An 18,005-nucleotide genomic window follows, 5' to 3' on the forward strand; every position below is an offset into this window, starting at 1 on the left:
ATATTGTTTCAATGGACAAGGAACAAGTCATCAGTGCTCTGGCTGAGCATTACAGGGCAATTATTGAGCTTATCGGAGAGAATCCTGACCGTGAAGGATTGGTGAAGACTCCCGTTCGTGCCGCCAAGGCTCTCTATTATGCCACTCAAGGTTATCGTGAAAGTGCCGATGAAGTGATGAGGTCGGCTATATTTGATTATTCAGGTTCACAGATTATAATCGTAAAGGATATTGAGTTCTATTCATTCTGTGAGCATCACATATTACCGTTTTTCGGAAAGGTGTCGATTGGTTATCTGCCAAACGGCAATATGATCGGTCTTTCAAAGTTGGCCCGTGTCGTCAACATATACGCACGCCGTCTGCAGGTGCAGGAACGATTCACCGCTGAAGTGTGCCGTGAGGTCTATGACACGCTTAGCGCACATGGTGTGATGGTTGTGTGCAATGCCGAGCATCTGTGCATGAAGATGCGCGGTGTGGAGAAGCAGGATTCATCTACAACAACGATGGAATATATGGGGCGTTTTGCCGAAGATGCCTCGTTGAGAGCCGAATTCCTGTCGTTGCTGAAATCAATGTAAGTTATTTAGAGCCGGTTACTACCGATTCGATTACTTGGGGAAAGTGAGTTTTCTCAAGTGAATGTATTTTGTCTTCTATCGATTCGGGAGTGTCGTCGGCTGTCAAGCTGACGGTGGCTTGGAATATTATTTCTCCCTTATCATACTCCTCGTTGACATAGTGTATCGTTATGCCGGTTTCCGGCTCTTGTGCAGCATACACCGATTCGTGAACGTGACGGCCATACATGCCCTTGCCGCCATATTTGGGCAGTAGCGAGGGATGCACGTTTATTATCCTGTCGGGGTAGGCTTGTATAAGGAAATCAGGAAGCATCATCATGAATCCGGCAAGGATTATGTGGCTTATACCATATTGGCGCAGTGTATTGAGCATTGTGTCGCGATCGTTTATTTCAGCTCTTGTCATCACGACCACGGGGATGTCGTGATTTTCTCCCCGCTGTATCACCTTTGCCTGTGGGCGGTTGCATACTATCAGGCTCACTTTGACAGGTGCGTGACCGTCACTGAAATGCCGTATTATATTTTCGGCATTTGAACCGTTGCCTGATGCAAATATGGCTATGTTGTATATGGTGGATTGCGTCATAGTGTAAAGGTAATAAAAAATCCCGACTAAGACAAGCCGGGATTTCAATGTTATAGTGTTGTGACGATTAACCGTATTGTATTGTTCCGTCGGGATTGCGATACAAGTCAAAGCTCTTCTCATACTGATCCATGGCACGAAGGCTCATACCCATGCTTGAGAATCCGCCGTCGTGATAGAGGTTCTGCATTGTTACCTTGCGGGTCAAGTCGCTGAACATGACAATGCAATAGTCGGCGCACTCATCGGCATTGGCATTGCCGAGCGGCGACATTCGGTTGGCGAAGTCCATCAGCGATTCCATACCCTTTACGCCGCTTCCGGCAGTGGTAACGGTAGGAGATTGAGATATGGTGTTGATGCGTACATGCTTCTCTCGGCCATATATATAACCGAAACTGCGGGCGATTGATTCGAGAAGTGCCTTTGCGTCGGCCATGTCGTTGTAGCCGAACATAGTGCGTTGTGCTGCGATATACGACAGTGCAAGTATGCTTCCGTAATCATTTATTGCATCGAGTTTCTTGGCGACCTGAATCATCTTGTGGAACGACACTGCCGAAATGTCGAGTGTCTTGTTCAACAAATCGTAATCAAGATCGTCATACAGGCGCTTTTTGCGCACATTAGGCGACATGCCTATTGAGTGAAGTACAAAGTCTATCTTGCCTCCGAGAATCTCCATAGATTTGGTAAATACCATTTCGAGATCTTCTACATTGGTGGCATCGGCAGGAATTACTTCTGCGTTCAGCTTTTCGCCAAGTTTGCTTACATCACCCATTCTTACGGCAACGGGAGTGTTTGACAGAGTAATGACAGCGCCTTCTTCAACAGCCTTCTCGGCGACTTTCCAGGCGATACTCATGTCGTTAAGCGCTCCGAATATAATACCGCGCTTACCTTTCAATAAGTTATAACTCATTAGAATCTATAAATTGTGATTTATGTCTGCAAAGTTAGCTATTTTTTCCGAAATATGTAGCCATTAATGACTCGTTACGTAATATTGTCGGTGTTATTGGGCCTTTTTGAGTTTGAATCCGGCTTGTAAGCCATCGTAACTTTGAAGCATTGAGTTGATGCTGCCGAGCGTTGAATTGCCTGATAGTGATGCAAGACGGTCGACTATTGTCATCAATTTTGAAATGTCGAATGTAAGTGTCAGTTGGTTGCCCGCAAGTGATACAGTGGTGTTCATACTGCCTATGTTTATCTTCCCCGCTGCCTTAAACTTAAATACGAGTATCCCTTTTTCGGTGCCTTGTGCTATTGAGCCTGACAGAGAGCCGCGCTTAAGCTTCATTGTGAATGTACTGTCGTTAGCCACTGTCAATACAAGATTCTCAAGTCCGGCACGTTGGTAGTAGGGCTTGATTTTGTTTTCTATAGTTGCAGATGCGGCGGCGCCTCCGGCTTTCTTTAAAAGATTCTCGCTTTTAAATGTTACGGCAGGAGCTGTATAATTCCATGTCCCTTCAAGGTCGGCCGGTGTGACATCCGATTTTCCGAGAACATTGCCGAGAATCGAACCAATAGCCGAGCCGGCTGAGCCTTTGTCGGTATTGGTAGTATCGTTTTTTGACGCAAGTCCTTTCAGCGCTTCCTTCAGGTCGAATGATTGAGCTGAAAGCGACATCGAACAGAGTATTAATGCAACAATAGTGTAAATAGTCTTCATTTTCGATTAAATAATTTATGATAGTATAATATTCCCAAACGATTTCGGCTGATGAAATGTTCTTTTTGTTTCATCAAGCGGCATCCAGCTAAGAAAATGAGGCTGTGAAGTGCCTGATGCGCATTTATAAAAATTGCCTTTTATGGATAGGGGACTGCCGTCGTATTTCAGTCCGAGCATATCAAGCGGAATGGCAATGAGTACATTCCATGTGAATAGTCCTTCCAGTTCGCGGAATGGGCGATTGCCGCATGATGCGTAACACTTGATGCGGTCTATTGTCGATTCATCGAGAAAAGAGCATGCGCCGTCACCTTCGCCTTTGCAAACCATGCCTGATATGGCTCCGATACAATTGATTTCAAATGCATAATATCGATTATTTTCACTATCGGGTTGCAGGTATGCGGCTACACATGAATCTTCATGGACCGGAGTGTTGGGACGGTCGTTTATGGCGCGCAGATAATTGCACCTTACAAAGAAGTCGATATATAGCATATCCTTGGAGTAGGCCATCGAGAATGTAGTCAATGGATGATAGGGAAATTCCTTGTAGTCGATATGGTCGATCGTGCGACGTACGCCGTTGTCTTCAAGAGCGTTTATTATTCCGTCGGTGCTCATTTCCCCCAAATTATCGATATGGGGCACGATTAGATTGTCGATATTGCTGTTCATTGTATAATGGTTATGTAGTCTTTTATGCCCATGATTAATCCGATTATTGCCATGATCAACAGAATACCTCCGATGATGCGGTTTATCAACCACAATGAACGCACATTGAAGTGAGAACGCACCTTGTTTACGAAAAATGTAATGGTGAACCACCACAACAAGGCTCCCGAGAATATGGCGATATATCCCGAGATGTAGTGATAGTACTTAAATTCGGGCAACAGGAAGTTGAAGCGGGCAAAAAGACCGATTATGAAAAATAGAATAAGCGGGTTGGAGAATGTGAGAAGGAATCCGGTTACAAAGTCCTTCCAGTAGGTATTGGCTTGTTCGCTTGGAGTTGAAAGCGAGCGAGCGGGATTCTTGCGGAACAGGTAGAATGCAAATGCTGCCAGCACCAACGAGCCGATTATCTGGAGTAACAGTTGATTAGTTTCAACGAAGTCGGTTATGAACGACAGGCACAATCCCGTGAGCAGGCAATATATCAAGTCGCTGAGTGCGGCTCCGACGCCTGTGAAGAATGCCGGCCATCGGCCCTTATTGAGCGTACGTTGTATGCACAGCATACCTATAGGCCCCATCGGTGCTGATATAAGTAACCCGATAGCCATTCCGCGAAGCACTATGTATAGGAATGATGCCATATCTCATTCTTTTATCATTCAAAGTTACACGAAATGAATGTAAAATGAAAGAGATTAGGGTAAAAATTCACATTAGTAGCTCATATACTCGCGGCGCGCAGCATCGATGCGCAGCATTATGAACAACAGGAACGTAAATCCCCACAATGAGGAGCCTCCATAGCTGAAAAAGGGCAGAGGAATGCCTATCACAGGGCATAGTCCGATAACCATACCCACATTTATGGCAAGGTGGAAGATGAAATATGATGCGACACAGTAGGCATATACACGCCCGAAGGTAGTCGGCTGTCGTTCAGCGATGGAAAGAACTCTCAATATTAGAATCAAGAACAGCAACAGTACGGCAGTAGTGCCTATGAAGCCCTCTTCCTCGCCGATGGTGCAGAATATGAAGTCGGTGTGCTGTTCAGGAACATATTTGAGCTTGGTCTGGGTTCCGTTAAGGAATCCCTTGCCGGCTATTCCGCCCGAACCTATGGCTATCTTGGACTGGTTGACATTGTATCCCGCACCTCTAAGGTCTTCTTCAATACCAAGCGACACCTTGATTCGCTGCTGCTGATGTGGCTTGAGGATGTCGTTGAACACCATGTTGACCGAAAACAGAAATCCCACTGCTACGATGGTGGCTCCAATAGTTACCAATATTTTTCGCGTGGGGAATTTTATCATGAGGATAAGACAATAGGCTATAGCTACGCCTATTGCCGAAAGGAAATACACCAATCCCAGTATTTCTACTTCGGCCAGTGACAAAATCCACGCGGCTATTCCTGTCACGAGAAACCATAACAACACATTTCGTGCTCCTATCATGTTTCGGCAGTAGACAGCTAGCATTCCGGTCATAATCATCTCAATCATGATGAACACCGCTACTTCGCCCGAAGGAATGCCGAGTATCATTGTTTCGGTATATTTGACCGAAACGACGAAGAATACAACGGCACATAACGCGGCGGCAAGTACAAGACCGCTCATCCCTTCACGATACAGGACGAAAAACAATGCGAGGTAGGCAAGGGCCGAACCGGTTTCCTTCTGTGCAAGTATCAAGACGATAGGAAGGAATATTATGATCAGTGCCTTGACATAGTTGCCCGCGCTGAAATTCAGATTGAAATTGTAGGATGAGAATAGTTTGGCGAGTGCAAGAGCGGTAGCGAATTTTGCAAACTCGGCCGGTTGAAGACTCATGGGGCCGAGTACCAGCCATGACCGGGAGCCCTTAATGTCGGGAGCTACGAATATCGTGACTATGAGCAGTAATATCATTAGCCCGTATATAGGGTAGGCGTAGGCTTCATATACACGGAAATCTATCAGCAGTATTACCAGTCCGGCAAAGAATGCAAGTCCGACCCATCTCAGCTGTTTGCCCGAAAATTCATCAAAAGAAAAAATGGAAGCGTTGTCGAAGTCGTAGCTTGCTGCATATATCGATACGACACCGCCCAATACAAGCAATGCATATATGACGACAGTTACCCAGTCGACATAACGTAGTATTGATGTATTAGTGCTTCTTGACTCCACTGCTTATTATTGTGTTAGATTGTAACATTCGTTCCTCAAGATACTTCCGTTCAGGCGATATCTCTCCGTTGAGGTACTTTTCCATCATCAGTGAACCGATGGGAACACCGTAGGTTGCTCCGAAGCCGGCATTTTCGACATAGACGCATATCGCGATTTTCGGGTCGTGATAGGGTGCGAAACCTATGAATGCGGAATGGTCCTTTCCATGTGGATTCTGGGCAGTACCTGTCTTTCCGCACACTTCTATTCCCGGAAGATTGGCAAGACGACATGTACCGCCTGTCACTGCCATGCGCATTCCTTCGGCCACATCCTCGAAGTGCTGACGGTCAATCGTCGGTATGCGCTTCTCCAGATATTGCGACGGCATTATAGTGTCCTGGATTGCCTTGACGACATGTGGCGTTATGAACCATCCTCGGTTGGCTATCGTGGCACACAGGTTGGCTATCTGAAGCGGAGTGGCAAGGATCTCGCCTTGGCCTATGGCTATTGATATGATTGTATTTGCGCTCCATCGCCCTTCTCCGTAAATCTTATTGTAGAATTGAGCGTTGGGGATGAAGCCTCGACTTTCACCGGGCAAGTCGACTCCGAGCTTGTATCCGTAACCGAGTGACACGAGATGCTTTTTCCACACCTCAAAAGCTTCAGCTACCGACCCGTATTTTGCGCGCTTGCCGTCAAGCATGCCTTTAAGTCCCCAACAGAAGAATGCGTTGCACGATGTCTGAAGCGCCGGTTTAAGTGCTATGGGGGAGTAGTGGCCGTGACATCCTACACGCAATCCTCCTGAAATGAATCCGTGATAGCAAGGGTAGGTGGTCGACAGCGTGATTATATCCTCTTGTCGCAATATAAGACCTTGCGACGGCTTGAATGTGGAGCCGGGCGGGTAGGCACCCATTAGAGCTCGGTCAAAGAGCGGCTTGTAGAAGTCGTCCTTCAGAATACCGTAATTTTTTCCGCGCTCTCGGCCTACAAGTATCTTGGGGTCGTAAGTGGGACTGCTCACCATGGCAAGTATCTCCCCTGTCGACGGCTCGATTGCAACTATGGCCCCGATTTTGTTGGCCATAAGTTCCTCGCCGTATTTCTGCAGTTTGATGTCGAGGCTCAATGTTAAGTCACGACCCGAAACCGGAGCTACATCATGTGCACCGTCCTCAAATTTTCCTTGAATGCGTCCGTAAGCGTCACGTATGAGTATTTCCACTCCTTTTGTACCGCGCAGATGCTCTTCGTAACTTTTTTCGACACCGAGGTCGCCGCAATAGTCGCCCGATGCGTAGTAGTTGTCACGTTCGATGTCACGTGCCGACACTTCACGGATATTACCCAGCACATTTGCAGCGGCCGAATACATATATTGTCGCAATATGCGCTGCTGGATGAAGAATCCGGGATAACGGTAGAGTTTCTCCTGCAGGCGTCCGTAATCCTGGGCCGATATGTGGGTGATGAAGCGTTGCGGGGTATATGCCGAGTAACCGGGGTTCAATCGGCGGTCTTTCATGTCAAGCAACCGTTTCATGAACTGCTCCTTCGTTATATTCAATGTGTTGCAAAAATCAACAGTGTCAAATTCCTGCACATTGCGTGGAATCATCATGACATCGTAGGCCGGCTGATTATACACAACCAACTCGCCGTTGCGATCACGAATCATGCCGCGTGACGGATAAAGGGTCTTGCGCATGAACGCATTGGAATCGGCAAACTCCTTATAGCGACTGTCCATCACCTGCAGACTGAAAAGCCTGATTATGAAAATGATTACAATCACTACTATGAATCCGCCTATTATATATTTGCGTTTCTCGAGGGTGTAGTCTTTTCTCATAGTTTATACACTAACGGCTTTGCGACATAATGCTGTCAAGTCCGAGCAAAAGCAAGAAAGATAAAAGTGTGCTGCACAGAATGCGAAGTGCAAGTTGCAGTACATTGAAGAATGAGAAGGCCTCGATAAGGAAAATGATCGTGCAGTAGAGCAACACGAGAGTAAACAGATACTTGACATAGACTTCCATGCCCAATGACTTGATTGACGGTTCGGGTATTGTCAATTCATCCTCACGCGGAAAGTATAGGTGGAGTATCGAACGGCGTGACATGGCGATCAGCGTGCATGCCAGTGCGTTCATCCCTTGGGTGTTGGCAAAGATGTCGACACTCAATCCGGCAATGAATGAGAGTGTAAGCACCCAGTTGGTCGACAATGTTATCGGGAGGCTTATTATAAAATATATGAATACAAAGGGCACAGCCACATTGAACAGGCAGATGTTGTTGAATACAATTGCCTGTGCCAAAACCAGAATGACGAACAGTAATGAAAATTGTACTATAGACTTTGTCATTGCCGATATTGTGGTTGTTAGTCGTTTTCCTCACCTGCGCTTATCGCATTGAGTTCATCTTTTATTTCATTGGTTATTACACGTACAGTGCTCAGTCGACTGAAGTCGGTGAACAGTTTTATACGCAACGCATAGAAGTTGTCGTCATGCTCTTTTTCGTGGCTTATGATGGTTCCCACCGGTATGTCGGGTGGAAACACTGCCGAATATCCGCTTGTGACAATAGTGTCGCCTTTGCGGAATGTTTCATGTCGAGGCATCTCTTCAAGCAATGCTTCATCGGGGCTTTTCCCGTCCCACACGAGCGAGCCGAAATATTCGCGTCCCTTTACCTTACATGACAATCGCATCTTCGGGTTCAGAAGTGAAATCACCCTTGCCGTGTGGTCGCCTACAATGTTGACCATGCCCACGACACCGTTCTGGTCGACTACTCCCATTTCGGGCCTTATAGAGTCGAGGGCCCCTTTTTCGATTGTGATGTAGTTGTGGGTGCGCGATATGCTGTTGCTGATTACATGGGCTATTATGAAGTCATAGGGCATCAATGCGCTGTCCAGCTCAATGTCGGACGCAGTAAGAGCTTCCTGGTACTTTTGTATCTGCTTGCGAAGGTCGATTACCTCCAGTTCAAGGCTCGCATTGCGATGTTGCAGATCCTCGTTTATATCGTGAAGATAGAAATAGGATGTGACATTGCTTGTGGCATTGTAGACCATTGAACTGACTTTGTTGGCCGATGTCAGATATATGTAGTGCTGATACGGGTTCTTCTGGAACAACAGTGTGCAACTGATGACCACATAGAACAGGAATACCAGCCATGAGCTATAGCGTAATATGAAATCAAGTAGATTGCGCATCGATACGTTTTACGCCCGCAAGGGATGTCGCCCGTAAGCGGCATCCCTCATAGGTCGTTATGATTTATTGATAGCGTTCTGTAATTGTAGGAGGCGTGACTATCGAATAAGAAACTTGAACTTGTTGATGTTCTTAAGTGCCACACCTGTACCGCGTGCAACAGCAAGAAGGGGATCCTCGGCTATGTGGAATGGAATACCGATCTTGTCAACAAGACGCTTGTCAAGACCGCGCAACAATGCACCGCCGCCGGCGAGCCATATTCCATTACGCACGATGTCGGCATACAGTTCGGGAGGTGTCTGCTCAAGTGCGCTAAGCACGGCTGCCTCAATCTTTGATATCGATTTCTCGATACAATGAGAGATTTCCTGATAGCTTACAGGAACTTCCATAGGCAGGGCCGTCATCTGGTTGGGGCCGTGTACGATGTAATCCTCAGGCGGATTTTCAAGTTCGGTCAGAGCCGAGCCTACATTCATCTTGATGAGTTCGGCTGTGCGTTCACCCACTCTTAGGTTATGGGCGCGACGCATGTGCTCCTGAATGTCGTCGGTGAGGTCGTCACCTGCAATCTGTATACTCTTGTTGCTCACGATGCCGCCGAGCGATATTACTGCGATTTCGGAGCTTCCGCCGCCTATGTCGACAATCATGTTGCCTTCGGGAGCCTGTACATCGAGGCCTATACCGAGGGCTGCCGCCATCGGCTCATATATCATGTACACATCACGTCCGTCGGCGTGCTCCGATGAGTCACGCACTGCACGAATCTCTACTTCGGTCGAGCCAGAAGGGATGCCGACTACCATGCGGAGCGACGGTGAAAACCAATTGCTCTTGGCGCTTACCTTCTTTACAAGACCGCGAATCATCAATTCAGCGGCGTTGAAGTCGGCGATTACGCCTTTGCGTAACGGACGCACGGTGCGTATGCCGTCGTGTTCTTTGCCTTGCATCTGCTGTGCCTCGTGTCCTACGGCAATCAGTTTGCCGGTCTTTGAGTCAAGGGCCACAATCGAAGGCTCGTCTATTACGATTTTATCATTGTGGATTATAATCGTATTGGCGGTACCAAGGTCGATGGCTATTTCTTTAGTGAAAGAGAAAAGTCCCATTTTAAGTTTTTATGATTTGCAATTAATGAGGAGAGGGGGGTGTACTTATGTTAATGCTTGAAGTGACGGATTCCGGTGATGACCATTGCCACGCCGTTATTGTCACAATATTCTATGGTTTCGTTGTCGCGAATTGAACCGCCGGGCTGGATTACTGCATTGATGCCGGCTTCATGCGCTATCTGGACGCAATCGGCAAATGGGAAGAATGCATCCGACGCCATCACGGCACCGTTGAGATCAAATCCGAATGACTGAGCCTTTGCGATAGCTTGTTTGAGCGCATCGACACGTGATGTCTGTCCCACACCGCTTGCATAGAGTTGACAACCCTTTGCAAGAACTATGGCATTGCTTTTGGAGTGTTTTACTATTTTGTTGGCAAACAGTAAATCGTTAACCTGTGCCGGGTCGACGGGAAGCTTTGTAACCTGCTTGAGGTCGTCCACGGTTTCTACACGCAGGTCACGTTCCTGGCCGAGTGCTCCGTTCAGGCATGAGCGGAACTGCATTGTCGATGTGTTGGGACAGTGCTGAACCAGAACTATGCGGTTTTTCTTTTGCTCCAATATGGCAAGAGCCTTGTCGTCGTAATTAGGAGCTATTATTACTTCAAAGAATATCTTGTTGATCTCTTCGGCTGCTGCTTCATCAACTGTTCCGTTGGTGATGAGTACGCCGCCGAATGCCGACACGGGGTCGCCGGCGAGAGCGTCACGCCAAGCTTCGGCTATGGTTGCGCGGGTTGCGATGCCACAGGCGTTGTTATGTTTCAATATGGCGAATGTGGGCTGTTCAAACTCGGCAATCAGGCTTACTGCCGCATCGATGTCGAGCAGATTGTTGTAGGAAATCTCTTTGCCGTGAAGCTGTGTGAACATCTTGTTGAAATCGCCGAAGAAGTAGCCGCGCTGATGGGGATTCTCGCCATAACGCATAGCCTTGGCTCCGTCGATTGCTACGCGAAGTGCCGATGGACCGTTTTCCTCGTCAAAGTAATTGAAGATGGAACTGTCGTAGCTTGAACTTACGGCAAAAGCCTCTTTTGCAAACCAACGGCGCTGGTCGATTGAAGATTGTGCGCCGTTCTCGCGAAGCAGGCTTGCAAGAGGTGCGTATTGTGCTTTCGATGCTACGATGATCACATCGCGGTAGTTCTTTGCGGCTGCGCGAATCAGCGATATGCCGCCTATGTCTATTTTCTCGATTATGTCCTCGTGCGATGCTCCTGAAGCAACTGTGTCGACAAACGGATAGAGGTCGACAATTACGAGGTCAATCGATGGGATTTCATATTGCTTTATCTGCTCGCGGTCGCTTTCATTCTCGCGACGGTTAAGAATGCCGCCGAATACTTTAGGGTGAAGTGTCTTTACTCGTCCTCCGAGTATCGAAGGGTAACCTGTAAGGTCCTCGACAGCCTGACAAGGGTAGCCAAGGCTTTCTATAAATGACTGAGTGCCACCTGTTGACAGGAATTGTACACCTTCTTTGTTGAGCAACGCAAGAATCTCGTCAAGGCCGTCCTTATGATAGACAGAAACGAGAGCAGTTTTAATCTTCTTTATGTCCGACATGCTGTAAAAATCTTTATTATGCGATTCAGACTGCAAAATTATTAAAAATCTGCTTAACTACCTATCTATTTGTTCAATATTATTTACAAAAATGCTTAATGCCGATTAATGCTGTGTTTATCTGAGCATAAGGACGGCCTTGCCATGATTCATTGCTGTTAACCGCAGTGGAAATAACGTGTTACGAGTTCCTGCATTATCTTGGGATTGTTGTTGGCGTGTTTCAGAAGTTCTATGTCGTTGTAATCGCGAAGCTTCTGTATTATGCCGTCAATCATGCGCGGACTGAATACATCATATTTTTGGTATATGTCACGTTGCTTTTGAAGCATATCGGCCGATTCTGCGCAGTTGGCCGGCAACTGGGCGAGTGATTTTAGCTTCTCCGAGTTCTGGCTGTCGTGGATGTTTACGTTTACGTAGGTCTTATCGGCGATTTCGAGAGCTTTTTCTATCTCGAATCCGTGACGGCATGCTACGGCAAGGCCTGCGAGAAGCTGGTATATGTCGGCCGATCCGTCGGGCGAGCGCATCTCCACAGTTTGTTTTTGTGTAGTGTCATAGTGGCTTGAATTGCCTTTATGATTGGCTATTGCGCACATATCGACCGATGTGTTCCATCCGAGAGGAACTCTCACAAGTACTGAGCGGTTGCGGTCGCCCCAACATATATTTGTGGGAGCTTCCTGATGTGGCACGAGGCGGAAATAGGAAGTGGGGTTGGTGTTGCCGAAAGCCGTTATCGACGGAGCAAGTGTCATCATGCCGGCTATGGCCTTGCGTGCTTCCTCTGAAAGCTTTCCGTCATTTAACATCACGTTTTTGCCGTCGCGCATTAGTCGCATGTGTACATGAAGTCCCGAGCCGGCTTTGCCTGTGGTTATCTTGGGTGAGAAAGTGATGTTGAAGCCGTTTTTGTAGCCGAGATTCCTGATGACCCACTTTGCCAATACGAGCTGGTCGGCTGCATCTTCGGCGGGAACAGGAAGAAATTCTATCTCATTCTGCTCGTAGATGGTGTTGTTGAGCGTGAAATTTCCTACTTCCGAGTGTCCATACTTTATCTGTCCTCCGGTCTGTGCTATGTATGACATGCACTTTGTGCGCAAGTCATTGAATTTGGCAAAGGGTGCCGATTCGTGATAGCCTTTTTGGTCGGTAGCGGGGTAGGCTCCGTCGCTTGGGGCGATGACATAGTATTCAAGTTCGCCCATGGCTTCAAATTCCATGCCCGTGACATCACGGAATGCCTTGCAAGCTTTGTGAAGGGTGTATTCGGGTGAGCTTTCAAGCGGCTTTCCGTCTTTGTCAAAATACGAACACAGCATCGTTACCGTAGGTATCTCGGCAAACGGATCGCGAAATGCGGTGCTGTATCTCGGCAATACGTAGAGGTCGCTGCTTCCCGCCTCGATGAAGGGGAACAGGCTTGAGCCGTCGACTCTTTCGCCACATGTCAGTATGGCGTCAAGATAGCTGAGGTTGTTGATTACGAAATTGAGCGTTTTCAGTCTTCCGTCGCCGGCAGGGTACATGAAGTTTACCATTTCGATTCCTTCGGTTTCGACATAATGGATTATGTCGGCTTTGGTAAACTCCTTGTTGCTTTTCTTTAGGGTCGCAACGAGATGGTTGCGGCTCATTATTATGCTTTTGTCCATGGGAAAATTAATAATAGATTAACAACCTAAAATTACTAATAATATTCCGGTTTCAAAAAGCATATAGTTAAAATTAACACTAAATATAGGTAATTGTCATCAATTGCATTATTGCAACGACTGATACACGGCATCGGCGCAACGCTCTCCGTCGATTGCAGCTGAAACTATTCCGCCTGCATAACCCGCGCCCTCACCGCAAGGGAACAGTCCGTTAAGGCGTATGTGTCGTAGATTTTCGGGATTTCGGCTTATCCTGACAGGCGATGATGTTCTTGTTTCACATCCTATGAGCACTGCATCATTGGTTAGGAAACCGTTAGCTTTGCGACCGAAATCAATGAATCCTTTTTGAAGCCGTGACGCAACGGGGTTGGGAAGCAGAAGGTCGATTCGAGCCGTATGTATCCCTGGAGCGTAGGATGTTGGAGGTAGGTCGCGTGATGGCTTTCCTTGAGTGAAATCTATCATGCGTTGTGCCGGAGCATTTTGTGTCTTCCCTGCATCTTCGAAAAATCGGGTTTCGATATCTTCCTGATATTTCATCATCTTCAGCGGATCGTCGGCTTTTCCGTTGTCGATGTCTTCAGGAAGAATCTCTACAACCATTCCTGAATTGGCCCATCGGGTGCCTCGTGATGAAGGCGACATGCCGTTCACGACCAATTGTCCTGGCGAACTTGCTGCCGGAATTATGAATCCGCCCGGACACATGCAGAATGAATATACTCCTCGATTGTCGACGCGTGTGAGCATCGAATATTCAGCAGCCGGGAGATACTTTCCTCGTCCGTGAGGATTGTGGTATTGTATGCTGTCGATCAATTGCTGCGGATGTTCAAGGCGCACGCCCACGGCTATGCCCTTGGCTTCCATGTCGACATTTCGTTCTTTTAGCATCATGTAGATGTCACGCGCCGAATGCCCGGTGGCCAGAATGACAGGCCCTGCATATTCAGTACCGTCGGTGGTGGTGACGCCTGTTACGGTATCGCCGTCGATATTTAGGTCGGTGACGCGTGTGTTGAAGTGTACTTCGCCGCCGTGTCGTATTATTGTCATGCGCATGGCTTTAATGACATCGGGAAGCTTGTCGGTGCCTATGTGGGGGTGTGCATCCACGAGTATGTCCTCCGATGCTCCGTGACTATGGAAAAGCGACAGTATCTTGTCGACCGATCCGCGTTTTTTGCTGCGGGTGTAGAGCTTTCCGTCGGAATAAGCTCCCGCTCCCCCCTCGCCGAAGCAGTAGTTGGAGTCGGGATTCACTATATTCTCACGTGCAATCTTTGCCATGTCCTTGCGCCGTTCATCGACATCCTTTCCACGTTCAAGCACAACCGGCTTTAGTCCGAGCTCGATAAGTCGTAGTGCGGCAAAAAGTCCGGCCGGACCGGCTCCTACCACAATCACCTGTTGTGCATCGTCAACATCACGATAAGTCGGCTTGATGCCTAATGATGTGTTTGACGGCATCTCGTCGATATAGATGCGCAGGGTTATGTTGACCATCACCTTGCGCTGTCGCGCATCGATCGACCGTTTTACTATTTTTGCTCCTTTTATGCGCTTGCGGTCGATGCGTGACTTAATGGCCGCTTGTGCTATCAGTGTATTCATGTCGGCCGCAATACGCGGTTCGACACGTAAGGCTATCTCCTCAATCATCTCTTTATACAGCCTGTTCTATTGGTTTTATATTCAAGAAACGCTTGTTCAGTATTCTGATTTCAATAATCAGCGTCACTATTGCGGTTACAAATGCCACCAGGTCGGAGCCGCACATACTTGCCCACACACCGTCAATGCCGTAATACTTTGGAAGTATTATAAGGAACGGTATGAGGAATAGCAATTGTCGGGTCAACGACAGGAATATCGACAGTTTCGGCTTTCCGATTGACTGGAAGAAGTTTTGTATCACAATCTGGCATCCTACCACAGGATAGAATATGAAGTATATCCTGAATCCGTTACGTGCCATGTCGATAAGAGTGCGGTCATTGGTGAAGAATGAACTGATCGTGTCGGGAAATGACTCGGTTACGGCAAATCCTACGACGGTTATTGCTATGCCTATCCATATTCCCATGTAAAGCGTGTTTTTAACACGGTTCCATTTGTTGGCTCCGAAATTGAATCCGAGTATAGGCTGCATACCTTGTGTGACACCAAACACGATCATGACGAAAAACATCGTGGTGCGGTTGATGATTCCGTAAGCACCTACAGCAAGATTGCCATCGGCTCCGGCATAGTCGAGTAATGATTTGTTGATGAATACTACGACTATACAGGCACACACATTCATCAGGAATGGCGACAATCCAATGGCGTAGATGCGTTGTATGATGGTAGGTGTGAACCATCGGTTGTTCATCTTGAAGTGGATGAAGCTGTTCTTTGACATGAAGTGAAACAGTACCCAGATGAATGCTGAAAACTGTCCGCATATAGTGGCAAGAGCAGCACCTGAAATGCCCCATTCAAGTTTGAAGATGAATATGGGTGCGAGTATGACATTTACAAGCACTGAAAGCAGAGCCGATATCATGGCTTTCTTTGGATAGCCGGTAGCTCGCATCAGGTTGTTCAAACCTATGAAAACATAAGAGATAGGTGTGCCATATAGGATTATTCTCATGAACTCCCTGGCATAAGGAATGGTTTCGGAAGTTGCTCCGAAAAAAATCAATATATCGTCAAGAAATATTAATGTAAGACCTCCGAATAATATTGAATGAATAAGACACAGCACCATTACATTATTGACAACATCGGTTGCACGTGATTCGTTCTTCTGACCGATGAATATCGAGCTTATTGTGGCGCCACCAACGGCAATCAACGTACAGAATGCAACAACAAGATTCATCAATGGAAATGTGATGGCAAGTCCGGCTATGGCCATTGGACCCACGCCTTGTCCTATGAATATACTGTCGACTATATTGTATAGCGATGTGGCCACACTTGCAATGATTGCGGGCACGGAGTATTGAACCAAAAGCTTGCTTATGGATTTTGTTCCTAATGTAAGTGGACTCTCTATTTTAGCCATATACTAATTTTGGTTTTTGCAAAATTAACAAACAAAAGTGCAATGGAGAGATGTTTTCATATTAAATTTGCATAAAATAATATTTAAGATATAATGAAGAGAAGAGGTGTTTTGTTTGACCTTGACGGCGTTTTGATTGACAGTGAACGCTTATATAGTGAATTTTACGACGGTATAGCTGAGTTATACGATACTGGCGAGGAGAATTTCTCCCTTGCCATAAAAGGTTCCACTATAGAGAAGATTCTTGCCAAATATTTCCCGTCACCTGAAGCGAGTGCCGATGTGCTTGAGCGTATAAACCGGTTTGAGGCCGAGATGCAATATCCTATATGTGAGGGAGTCATCGAGTTCATAACCGAACTCAAGAATCGCAACATCCCTATGGCCATCGTGACAAGCAGTAGCGAGAATAAGATGCAACGACTTTATGCACAGCATCCCGAACTCCCTGAATATTTTGATGCAATAGTTACCGGTTCCGATGTTACAAAGTCCAAGCCTGATCCTGAAAGTTACATCATAGGAGCTGAACGCATAGGTTGCAATCCTGAGGATTGTATTGTATTTGAGGACTCTATATCTGGTCTTGCTGCAGGTATGGCTTCCGGTGCCACTGTAATAGGTCTGGCCACTACGCTTCCTGCCGATAAGCTTCAAGGCAAAGCCCACGAATTGATTGATAGTTTCGCAGGCTTTACCGTTGATGCAATGCTTTCAATCGTAAAATAGACGATTTTTCAGCATGCCTTGAAACTCATGTCAAGGCCTTTGACTGAATGGGTGAGTGCGCCTACCGATATATAGTCGACGCCACATTCGGCATAGTCACGCAATGTGTCGTAGGTTATGCCGCCCGATGATTCGATTTCGGTGCGACCGTTAATCAGTTTCACAGCCTCGCGAGTACGTTCGGGAGTGAAATTGTCAAGCATTATGCGGTTGACACCGGCTTCAAGCGCTTGATTGATTTCGTCGGTGTTGCGCACTTCCAGTTCTATTTTCAGATCGCGTCCTGTTTCCTTAAGATATTTCTTTGCCGCATCTACGGCCTCTTTTATGCCTCCTGCAAAGTCGACATGGTTATCCTTTATAAGAATCATGTCAAATAATCCTATGCGGTGATTGCAGCCTCCGCCTATTTTTACGGCTTCTTTTTCCAGCATTCTCATGCCGGGTGTGGTTTTGCGGGTGTCAAGAACTTTGGTCTTAAGCCCTTTGAGCTTGTCCTGATAGCGTGCTGTGGTGGTTGCTATTCCACTCATTCGTTGCATTATGTTGAGCATGGTGCGCTCGGTCTGAAGCAGTGATCTTACCGATCCCTCAACCTCAAATGCTATGTCGCCCGGCTTTACTCGTGCTCCGTCCTCGATGAATACGGTCATCTTCAATGACGGATCGAATTTTTCAAATACTTTTCGTGCAATCTCAACTCCGGCAAGCACTCCCGGCTCTTTTATTATAAGGCGCTGTTTGCCCATCTCATCGGCGGGAATAGTGCTGAGGGTGGTGTGGTCGCCGTCGCCTACATCCTCGGCGAATGACAGTGTCAGCAAATCATCAATCAGTTCATCTCTCGTTTTCATATCTTATATAATTTGTAACAATGCAAAATTACAAAAAATTCCTAAATA

General features: G+C 47.0%; 17 protein-coding genes. 2 read left to right on the forward strand and 15 right to left on the reverse strand.

Features of this window, described 5'->3' with window-relative positions; translation table 11 throughout:
* The first annotated feature begins 2 nt into the window (after positions 1–2).
* Positions 3–584, forward strand: a complete 582-nt coding sequence (folE, locus tag E5354_RS01715; protein ID WP_202877178.1) for a GTP cyclohydrolase I FolE — start codon at positions 3–5, stop codon at positions 582–584.
* Position 585: 1 nt separating this feature from the next.
* Here folE and purN read toward each other — a convergent pair whose 3' ends face one another.
* From purN to E5354_RS01785, 14 genes are all read right to left on the reverse strand, one after another.
* Positions 586–1,176, reverse strand: coding sequence for a phosphoribosylglycinamide formyltransferase (gene purN, locus E5354_RS01720; protein ID WP_135946197.1), 591 nt, complete (start codon positions 1,174–1,176; stop codon positions 586–588).
* 67 nt (positions 1,177–1,243) lie between these two features.
* Positions 1,244–2,101, reverse strand: coding sequence for an enoyl-ACP reductase (locus E5354_RS01725; RefSeq protein ID WP_123396617.1), 858 nt, complete (start codon positions 2,099–2,101; stop codon positions 1,244–1,246).
* A 93-nt stretch (positions 2,102–2,194) separates the two neighbouring features.
* A complete protein-coding gene (locus E5354_RS01730; protein WP_123396618.1) occupies positions 2,195–2,857 on the reverse strand; it encodes a lipocalin-like domain-containing protein in 663 nt (220 codons plus the stop codon).
* A 15-nt stretch (positions 2,858–2,872) separates the two neighbouring features.
* Entirely contained in the window at positions 2,873–3,538 is a 666-nt protein-coding gene (locus tag E5354_RS01735) for a carbohydrate-binding family 9-like protein (protein WP_123396619.1), read from the reverse strand.
* Positions 3,535–4,185 carry a LysE family translocator gene (locus E5354_RS01740; protein WP_123396620.1) on the reverse strand — a complete coding sequence of 217 codons (651 nt, stop codon included), beginning with the start codon at positions 4,183–4,185 and terminating at the stop codon, positions 3,535–3,537. The genes E5354_RS01735 and E5354_RS01740 overlap by 4 nt, the downstream gene beginning before the upstream one ends.
* Positions 4,186–4,257: 72 nt before the next feature.
* Positions 4,258–5,724: a rod shape-determining protein RodA gene (rodA, locus tag E5354_RS01745; RefSeq protein WP_123396621.1), complete on the reverse strand. Its 1,467-nt coding sequence runs from the start codon at positions 5,722–5,724 to the stop codon at positions 4,258–4,260.
* A complete protein-coding gene (locus E5354_RS01750) occupies positions 5,705–7,570 on the reverse strand; it encodes a penicillin-binding transpeptidase domain-containing protein (protein WP_123396622.1) in 1,866 nt (621 codons plus the stop codon). The genes rodA and E5354_RS01750 overlap by 20 nt, the downstream gene beginning before the upstream one ends.
* 10 nt (positions 7,571–7,580) lie before the next feature.
* Positions 7,581–8,090 (reverse strand): rod shape-determining protein MreD, encoded by a 510-nt coding sequence (locus E5354_RS01755; protein WP_123396623.1) that lies wholly within the window; start codon positions 8,088–8,090, stop codon positions 7,581–7,583.
* A gap of 17 nt (positions 8,091–8,107) precedes the next feature.
* Positions 8,108–8,953 (reverse strand): rod shape-determining protein MreC, encoded by an 846-nt coding sequence (gene mreC, locus E5354_RS01760; protein ID WP_123396624.1) that lies wholly within the window; start codon positions 8,951–8,953, stop codon positions 8,108–8,110.
* Between the two features lie 99 nt (positions 8,954–9,052).
* The gene (locus E5354_RS01765; protein WP_123396625.1) at positions 9,053–10,072 is read right to left on the reverse strand and encodes a rod shape-determining protein; all 1,020 of its coding nucleotides are present in this window, start codon (positions 10,070–10,072) and stop codon (positions 9,053–9,055) included.
* Positions 10,073–10,122: 50 nt separating this feature from the next.
* Complete coding sequence (purH, locus tag E5354_RS01770) at positions 10,123–11,649, reverse strand: bifunctional phosphoribosylaminoimidazolecarboxamide formyltransferase/IMP cyclohydrolase (RefSeq protein ID WP_135946198.1); 1,527 nt, start codon at positions 11,647–11,649, stop codon at positions 10,123–10,125.
* Between the two features lie 158 nt (positions 11,650–11,807).
* Entirely contained in the window at positions 11,808–13,310 is a 1,503-nt protein-coding gene (locus E5354_RS01775; RefSeq protein ID WP_123396627.1) for a glutamine synthetase family protein, read from the reverse strand.
* Between the two features lie 108 nt (positions 13,311–13,418).
* Positions 13,419–14,978, reverse strand: a complete 1,560-nt coding sequence (locus E5354_RS01780) for an NAD(P)/FAD-dependent oxidoreductase (protein ID WP_135946199.1) — start codon at positions 14,976–14,978, stop codon at positions 13,419–13,421.
* Between the two features lie 4 nt (positions 14,979–14,982).
* Positions 14,983–16,371 carry an MATE family efflux transporter gene (locus tag E5354_RS01785; protein WP_135946200.1) on the reverse strand — a complete coding sequence of 463 codons (1,389 nt, stop codon included), beginning with the start codon at positions 16,369–16,371 and terminating at the stop codon, positions 14,983–14,985.
* A gap of 93 nt (positions 16,372–16,464) precedes the next feature.
* On the opposite strand from E5354_RS01785, the gene E5354_RS01790 reads away from it, so the two are divergent.
* The gene (locus E5354_RS01790; protein ID WP_135946201.1) at positions 16,465–17,103 is read left to right on the forward strand and encodes an HAD family hydrolase; all 639 of its coding nucleotides are present in this window, start codon (positions 16,465–16,467) and stop codon (positions 17,101–17,103) included.
* Between the two features lie 8 nt (positions 17,104–17,111).
* Here E5354_RS01790 and nadC read toward each other — a convergent pair whose 3' ends face one another.
* Positions 17,112–17,957, reverse strand: coding sequence for a carboxylating nicotinate-nucleotide diphosphorylase (nadC, locus tag E5354_RS01795; protein ID WP_135946202.1), 846 nt, complete (start codon positions 17,955–17,957; stop codon positions 17,112–17,114).
* Positions 17,958–18,005: the final 48 nt, after the last annotated feature.

The organism is Muribaculum sp. NM65_B17 (assembly GCF_004793735.1).
Classification (GTDB): Bacteria; Bacteroidota; Bacteroidia; order Bacteroidales; family Muribaculaceae; genus Muribaculum; species Muribaculum gordoncarteri.